The 8,184-nt window shown below is 45.2% G+C and carries 6 protein-coding genes and 1 pseudogene; 3 read left to right on the forward strand and 4 right to left on the reverse strand.

The window, feature by feature from the left end:
• Positions 1-452: 452 nt before the first annotated feature.
• Positions 453-893 carry a VOC family protein gene (locus tag RIC07_RS16510; protein ID WP_446395486.1) on the forward strand — a complete coding sequence of 147 codons (441 nt, stop codon included), beginning with the start codon at positions 453-455 and terminating at the stop codon, positions 891-893.
• Positions 894-1,067: 174 nt separating this feature from the next.
• Here the strand turns inward: RIC07_RS16510 and RIC07_RS16515 are convergent.
• Positions 1,068-1,280, reverse strand: a pseudogene (locus tag RIC07_RS16515) (IS1634 family transposase); the annotation flags it as partial.
• Positions 1,281-2,192: 912 nt separating this feature from the next.
• Here RIC07_RS16515 and RIC07_RS16520 point away from each other — a divergent pair.
• Complete coding sequence (locus RIC07_RS16520; protein ID WP_446395487.1) at positions 2,193-4,463, forward strand: PAS domain S-box protein; 2,271 nt, start codon at positions 2,193-2,195, stop codon at positions 4,461-4,463.
• 30 nt (positions 4,464-4,493) lie between these two features.
• Here RIC07_RS16520 and RIC07_RS16525 read toward each other — a convergent pair whose 3' ends face one another.
• The 3 genes from RIC07_RS16525 to ndhN all read right to left on the reverse strand — a co-directional run bounded on the left by RIC07_RS16525 (position 4,494) and on the right by ndhN (position 6,473).
• Positions 4,494-4,946: a salt stress protein, Slr1339 family gene (locus RIC07_RS16525; RefSeq protein ID WP_446395488.1), complete on the reverse strand. Its 453-nt coding sequence runs from the start codon at positions 4,944-4,946 to the stop codon at positions 4,494-4,496.
• A 252-nt stretch (positions 4,947-5,198) separates the two neighbouring features.
• Positions 5,199-5,804 carry a vWA domain-containing protein gene (locus tag RIC07_RS16530; protein WP_446395489.1) on the reverse strand — a complete coding sequence of 202 codons (606 nt, stop codon included), beginning with the start codon at positions 5,802-5,804 and terminating at the stop codon, positions 5,199-5,201.
• 186 nt (positions 5,805-5,990) lie between these two features.
• Entirely contained in the window at positions 5,991-6,473 is a 483-nt protein-coding gene (ndhN, locus tag RIC07_RS16535; protein WP_446395490.1) for an NAD(P)H-quinone oxidoreductase subunit N, read from the reverse strand.
• A gap of 451 nt (positions 6,474-6,924) precedes the next feature.
• On the opposite strand from ndhN, the gene RIC07_RS16540 reads away from it, so the two are divergent.
• On the forward strand, positions 6,925-7,830 hold the full coding sequence (locus RIC07_RS16540; RefSeq protein WP_446395491.1) for a Uma2 family endonuclease: 906 nt from the start codon (positions 6,925-6,927) through the stop codon (positions 7,828-7,830).
• Positions 7,831-8,184 lie beyond the last annotated feature (354 nt).

Raw genomic sequence — 8,184 nt, forward strand, 5'->3', positions numbered from 1 at the left:
TGGTTAAGGCTGATATCGAGCAACAATGCCGGGTATCAGCCAAGCGTCAGCGTTAACGGTTATCGACCAAAAGTTACACCGTGGACTTATACCAAGACAGAATTACTTGTGGGTAGGTTTGTCTAGGTTTTTAGAAGCGGTTTGAGTTGAAGTGTTAGTGGTCAAACCATTGGTATCAACTTAAGGCGAAAACTAATACTGGAAAGCTTTTAATCTGTGTCTGTTTACTTCTCTAATCTTTCCCCCTCATCCCCTAACCCCTTCTCCAGGAGGACAGAGGATGCTTCGCTTTTGTTGCACGGGAGAAGGGGAACCGGACTCTCTTGCTCCCCTCTTGCTCCCCTCTCCCAAGCTTGGGAGAGGGGCTGGGGGTGAGGGGTTTAGCTTAAATTGACACTGATGCGGTCAAACCCGCCCCTACAGAGATCAACAATTAAAATTATTCGTGAATCATGCACCACGCTTCAATTCGCACGGCTGATATTCATCGCGCGATCGCGTTCTATGAACAATTAGGTTTTACGGTTTGTGAACGCTTCACGGCGGGGATTACGCTAGCCTGTTGGATGGAGGGATTAGACGGACGAATTGAACTGATTCAAATCCCGGAACCGAAACCTGCACCCGATGCGTTTGGGGATGAACATTATGTCGGTTACTATCATCTTTCTTTTGATCTCACTGAAACAGTTCCGGACTTACCAAGTTGGCTAGAATCGCTACAACAGAAGCTAGCTGAGGCATCGAGTCAAAATCCGGATCAGTTTCAACCCCTGAAAGTTCTCTTAGAACCCACTCAACAAATTATCGGCGATCGCGTGTACGAGGTGGCATTTATTGCCGATACCGATGGATTACCCTTGGAATTTATCAGAGTCTTGGCAACCCGCTAATTTGTTCCAGACGTTGCATACAACGTCTCTACGCCGATTGCTTAACTGGTGGATTAAAATTGTAGGGACGCACCGACGTGCGCCCGTGTCAACTTAAGCTTAAACTGAAGTTCCCCTTTGACAAATCGCTACACTGTATGTCTATCTTGGCTTAGGGCGATTTGACTCTTGGCTTCACTGGGTACAAATTAGGCTGACTCCCAACAAATCTAAAGCCTTTCTTTGTACAGGAGTAGGTTCTGTTACCTTATCAAAGTCGAAATTCACACCTGGGATATTAGACTGAATTCGATTGTTAACAATTGTCCCTAAATCAGCCAACAGGGTTTGAAAGCTATGCACGGGTAAGTTATCGGCTGTCCGCTTCCTTTTAGCTTTAGAAGAAGCCGACCGGAATCTACTAAGACAATTCCTTGTCGATATCCTCGCGATAAAGTTTTTTCTATTAACTCCATCGCCAGTTGAGGTTTTTTCTTAAATTCTTTGTCTTCTTTAAACAATTACTATCCGTCAAAATTTGCTCCAAATGCGCGAAGAATGGAATCAATAGGTTGCCTCTATTTCATTTTACGATTATGCTTTCTTTGTAAGTTAAGGCTGTTTTATACATTTCAATTATCGAAAGAATAGTAATTACTGATGAAAGAGTGGCTAAATATCATCCATAATAGTAATATCAACAAATCCTTTTAGCTGCCACCACAAGACCGAAAATTGTTGGTTAAGACTGGAGGGGTAAGGATAACGGATGAGTTGTGCCTACAGGGAAAAAGTTGGTTAGCCGTTTCATTTAAATGTAGTTAGCCAGGACAACAGCACAGCCAGGAGCGTGTCGGCGTCGATCAGGATTGCACCAAATCTCTAAGCTAACCCGATAAGTGGGGTTACTCTACCCTGCGGGAACACCAAAGGGGAACGAGAAGACTCTGCCGATGTTCCTAAATTCAACCGAAAACATTGATATTTTTCATCGGCAATATGTTGCTAGTGCCAGCAGGCAGTGGTTCGACAGGACTTCGGCGTGAGCGCGGCAACTGAGCCTGTCGAAGTTCAGTCGAACGCTCACCAACCAGGCAGAAGGGAAGAACGCTTGTACAGTAAGCTGTTGCACCTTTTTTAACTAGATAGTTATTTCCGCCACACTCCACTCGGAAAAAGATTAGCTCTGGTTCAATGCTACTTGATAATGATCAAGCTTTTGTGCTAAAAAGTAAGTTTTTTTAGAGCAATTCTCCATCCGGTTAACGTCACTCATCACTCTTGCTAAGTTGAATCACGTCCTAAAGTCTAGCAACAACAATGGTAGAACAACCAACATTTCTCGATTTAACTGAACTCGATCACCCCACCCTCCAGGGATCAGAACCCAATGGAACAGGTTTAAGTCATCTGGTGGCAAATATTCCCGGTGCGATTTACCGCCGCGCTTGGGATTCCCAGTGGACAACACGGTTTATTACTCCAGCTATCCAGGATATTTCGGGCTATCCAGCCAGTGATTTTATTAAAAATCGAGAACGGTCTTTGATAAGTATTATTCATCCTGATGATAAACCAATTATTGAACAAGCTCTCGAAAAACAGCTAACCACTCAACAGCCTTATTGGTTGGAATATCGGATTGTGCGATCGGATGGACATGTTGTTTGGATTTGTGACAAAGGACAGGGAATTTTTGACGAAACTGGACAACTTCTCTGGCTGGATGGAATCATCCTGGATATTAGCCAGCGTCAACCTGAGGGTCACGTTAGCCACACGGTACAACCCTCAGAAACCATTCAGGAATCTGATGCACTCTATCACCTGATGGTGGAAACGGCGTCAGAGGGAGTTTGGATGTTTGATGTGAACAGCCGAACCATTTTTGCCAATTCGCGCATGGCGGAAATGCTGGGTTATCGCGTCGAAGAAATGATCGGGCGATCGCTCTTTGATTTCATGGATGCAGAAAGTCGCCCTCTTTATTCAACCTATGTCTTGCGTCGTCGCCACGGAATCCACGAACGCCACCCGTTTAAGTTTCGCCGTAAAGATGGCTCAGAGTTATGGGCAATTGTGTCTGCTACACCGATTTTAAACGCTCAGGGTGAGTTTGTCGGTGTGTTGAGGATGATTACCGATATTAGCGATACCCATCAGGAATCCACGCAACGCCAACAGGCGGAAAATGCGTTGCGAGAGAGTGAACGGCGATTCCGGGCGATTTTTGATGCAACGTTTCAATTTATTGGTTTGCTTAAACCCGATGGTACGGTTTTAGAAGCCAATCAAACCGCATTAAATTTTGGTGGATTGCGGCGTGAAGACGTGGCGGGGCGTCCATTTTGGCAAACGAAATGGTGGAGTCATTCATCAGAAATTCAGGAACAATTAAAACATGCGATCGCGGCGGCGGCGGCGGGTGAATTTGTGCGCTATGAAGTGGAGGTTATTGGCGCGAATAACCAGGTAATCACGATTGATTTTTCCCTCAAACCTGTGACTGATGAAACCGGACAAGTTGTTCTCTTGATTCCAGAAGGTCGTGATATTAATGAGCAGAAGCAAATTAGAGAAGCTTTGCGCCAGTCGGAACGTCGATTAAAACTCAAAAACAAAAAACTCAAGCAGGTATTACGCCAACTAAAAAACACTCAAGCTCAACTGGTTCAAAATGAAAAAATGATTAGTTTGGGTCAGATGATGGCGGGTATCGCTCATGAAATTAATAATCCAATTAGCTTTATCTATGGCAATATTACTTATGCTCACGACTATACCCTAGAGCTGTTCAATTTGCTCGACCTCTATGGCAAACACCATCCAGAACCTGTACCCGAAATCCACGAACAGATTGACAGGATGGATCTGAATTTCTTAAAAGCAGACTTTCCTAACCTGCTCAATTCCATGCAAGATGGAGCAGAACGTATCCGGGAAATTATTCTGTCTTTACGCAACTTCTCGCGTTTAGATGAAGCAGAGAAAAAGGTCGTCAATATTCATGATGGGATCGATAGCACTCTGCTTATTTTACAGCATCGATTAAAAAAGACCGTCTTTCCCAAAGAAATACAGATCATCAAAGACTATAGTCAACTTCCTCGGATTCAATGTTATCCCAGTCAGCTTAATCAGGTGTTTATGAATTTACTCAATAATGCCATTGACGCTTTGGAACAGAAGGAAAAACATTATCCCCATTTAGACTGTCATAAAATGATTACGATTCAAACTAGCGTGATCACGCCCGATAATCAGGGTCTATCGACTCCAGATGAAGACATACTGAGTCCCGAAAACAAGGCAGAAATTAGAGGAAAGACAGTTGACGACACTGATCAAAATTCGGCTTCTGTGATTATTCGCATTGCTGACAATGGTATTGGTATTCCCAAAACCTTACAAAAAAACATTCTTGACCCATTCTTTACGACTAAACCTGTGGGGGTTGGTACAGGTTTGGGGTTATCAATCGCCCATGCGATTATCGTCGAAAAACACGGCGGTAAACTGAGTTATCAGTCTGAACCCGGTCAAGGAACAGAATTTATCATCGAACTACCCATACACCTGCCTCTAAATTAAGTAGAGACGTTGCATGCAACGTCTCTACAATCATGGCGTTTCCCGCAGTGCTTGCAGATAATCCATCGCGGCTTCCAGTTTGGAAGAATAGCTATAGGAAAACTCTTCAAACCAAAGCCCCTCATCAGAATGTGGCTTCAAATTATTTAACCACTCTTGGGCTTGTTGCTTCAGAGCGTCCCGTTTGCGTTGTTCTCGCTGTTTTGCCTTGAGTTCTTCTTCTTGCCGTTGCTGCTGTCGTTTTCGTTCGGCTTCGTGTTCTTGCTCCTCAAACTCAGCCTTCAGTTCTGAAAGCATAGCATCTTCTACAGGCGATCGCGAAGATTGGGACGAGGAAATAGGTTGATAGGTTGACGAATTCGTTGCGGGCGACTTCAAGTCATCCTCATCCAACAGAGGTTTTTTCTCCGGGGGTTTTCCCTGATCTTTTTCTTGATATTCGGCTTTAATTTGGGCTAATAAGTCATCGGGGGATTCTGCCATAAGACGAAACTCTCAGTTAGGAGAGATTTTTTTATCAACAATTACAGTTAAGGACATATCCTCAACGGTCATGTCCTCTATATCTTCTATTTTAATCAGCTTTGCTTTTGCAGACTCTGACACCGAATCCCTTGACGCCTATTAAGAGCGATCGCCTGACGTAAGGATCGGATACTCAACCAAAACAGCATAATACTCACAGATGAGGTAAATGCACCCCCTGTGTTCTAAAACACACGCTCACTTGGTTATCTAATCGATTACAGCATTGAGCAACACGTCCGTTAAGGTCATGTCCTCCATATCCTCAATCGTTACCGTATCTACAATGTCAAATTTAGCACCCGCCCCTTGCAGTTCATCATCCAGAATCTTGAGGAACTTCGTGGCTTGAGGATCACTGCCAATTTGGATAAAAGAAATCGCTAACTCTTCATCCTTTTCAATTCGGCGTGATGCTTCTATAATCACCTTCATCACGGCTTTGCGGTCATCGGGTTCCCCATCCGTAACCACCAGTAGGGTTTCACCATTCAACTTTGTCTGACCGCTAGTCTTGCGCTGAAAATAGTTATTGAGGGCATCTTCCAAGACAGATGCCAAGTCTGTGCGTCCTGATGGCTCATTTTCCTGGAATACCTGCATGACTTTATTAGCTGTCACGCCATCATAGCGTCTGAAGCGACCCGAAAATAGGTAAATGGTAATGCCATCAGGATCAAATTCTTCGCATTTATTTGCTAAAGCCAGAGTAGACTCTTGCATAACATCCCAGCGGCTTTTGCCAGAATACTGGTCTCGGATGGACATACTGCCGCTTTTATCAATGATTAAGGTATAATCTCGTTTCTCTAGCATAAAAACGTTCCCAAATCTACTACAGTCCTTCTCAAGGGTATCAAACCCACCATTAGGCGATCGCCAAGTTTACGGTGGCGACAGTTGGTGAGCAGGGCTGTAGGGGCGGGTTTTACCGAAAACGTTTAACGTTTTGGTGCAAACTGCTGGCATTGTAGAGACGTTGCAGGCAACGTCTCTACAGCATTAGGATGCCAACTCAGATAAGGTTTCCTGAAGCGGCTGCCAACGGAAATAGCGCTCGCCTCCCATTTCAATTGCCACTTTCACCCGCTTCTCCTGTTTAGGCAACGCGATGAAATATTCCAGTTCTTGGCGCGACAGACTACTGCCCTCAATCAGCCACAAAACCATCCCTTTCGACTTAGGGGGTAGGGTTTCCAACTGATACGTCAGGATAGGCGGGATAAAGTAAACCTCACCCACCGCAGCGCTTTGACCGATGGTTTTCTTCCCCAGATGCGGCGGACGAACACCGTGAACACCCGTCAGATAAGCGGCTGGATCGCCCAATCCTTTCGCTGAAAGGGAAATCGTCGTATAACCCGTCGCCCGCAGTCGTCGCCGATAACGTCCTTCAAATCCTCCCTCCAAGGGAGCATACAATGCCAATGTGCCGGACTGTTCTAAATCCCGAATGAACGTCTTTCCGGTGGTGATCAGTGCCATTTATTTCTCCGATTCCGCCTTAAGTTTTGTTAATTCTTATGAGCCAATTATATAGGGATAGAGGGTTCATGGCACATCTAGCAAGAGGAGGCGATTGAAATCGCTGCTGGGTTATAACAGGGGTAGCGTTCCCCGGATTTGGTATCAGTTGGTGTATTGAATAGCGATCGCAAGACGTAAAAACCATGCCCTAAACGTAGTTGAAGGGTCAATTGTCGGGACGAAAGCCAACCACTGTAGGGGCGGGTTTAGGAACTAGCGCTCGCTTATTACCAATAACTCAACAACAAAACCCGCCCTTATGCATAAGTAGGGATTGTTAACCAACCACGGTAGGGGCGGGTTTAGGAACTAGCGATCGCTTATTACCAATAACTCAACAACAAAACCCGCCCTTATGCATAAGTAGGGATTGTTAGGATAAAGCCAGTTTTCCTAACAATTCCCGTCCATGGTTTCATTCAACTATCCCACTCCTCAAACCGATCCACAGGGTTCACCCAAAGAAACGCTACCGACGATGTATGATCTTCCGAGTGAATATCCGGAGGAACCCGGTTTGCCTGACGAATTCCATGATTGGCAAGCGCAATTGTTGAGCTTGACATTTTGCCCTCCCCACTATCCCCTTTCACAGATCTTTTATGCCAGCGACTTGAACATTTACTATGATGTGCATCATCCTCTGTGGCATAAACGTCCGGATTGGTTTGGGGTTGTCGGCGTGCCGCGACTGTATAATGATGTGGATATGCGCCTATCTTACGTGGTTTGGCAGGAGGGCGTCAATCCGTTTGTTGTCGTGGAATTGCTCTCACCTGGAACCGAGAGGGAAGACTTAGGAGAACAGGTAATCCCAGCGCCCAACTCCCAGCCGGAACAAGGTGAAGGAAATGGGCAAGAGAGTCAGCTTTCCACTGAAGATAAACCACCGCGAAAATGGCAGGTTTACGAGCAGATTTTACAGATTCCTTACTATGTCGTATTCAGTCGTTACACCAATCAACTACGGGTGTTTAAACTGAATGAAGCCCATTATCAAGAGTTAGAGGTACAGGATGGGCGAGTATGGATGAATGAGTTAGACTTGGGTTTGGGATTATGGCAGGGAGAGTTTCAAGGGATTAATCGCCTCTGGTTGCGTTGGTATGATGCTCAAGGAAACTGGATTCTGACGGAAGCGGAACGGGAAAGACGGCGAGCTGAACAAGAAAGACAGCGAGCTGAACAAGAGAGACAACGAGCCGAACAAGAAAGACAGCGAGCCGAAGCCACACAAGCTCGGTTAGATGCTTTGATGGAGCGACTGCGAGAATCAGGCATTGATCCCGATACCTTTTTCCAGGATCAGGGTTAAAATCAGTCGAGTCATTACAGTTAGCGATCGCAAGACGTAAAAACCATGCCCTAAGCGTAGTTGAAGGATAAATTGTCGGGACGAAAGCCAGCCACTGTAGGGGCGGGTTTAGGAACTAGCGCTCGCTTATTACCAATAACTCAACAACAAAACGGGTCTTCCGTACTTAGTGTGCTAAACTGTTAACATACTGTACCTAAAATCCAGAGTAGCAATTGTGAAAAGAGAAATGACAAAGCTCCTCAACTTACCAGGAGTCATGGTTGAAAAAATCCAAGAGACAGAAGGAACATTGATTTTATCGGTTAAAGTACAAAATAAAACAGCTAAATGCCCCCGCTGTGGTCATACTAG

This window comes from Coleofasciculus sp. E1-EBD-02, from assembly GCF_040218245.1.
Lineage (GTDB): Bacteria > Cyanobacteriota > Cyanobacteriia > Cyanobacteriales > Coleofasciculaceae > Coleofasciculus.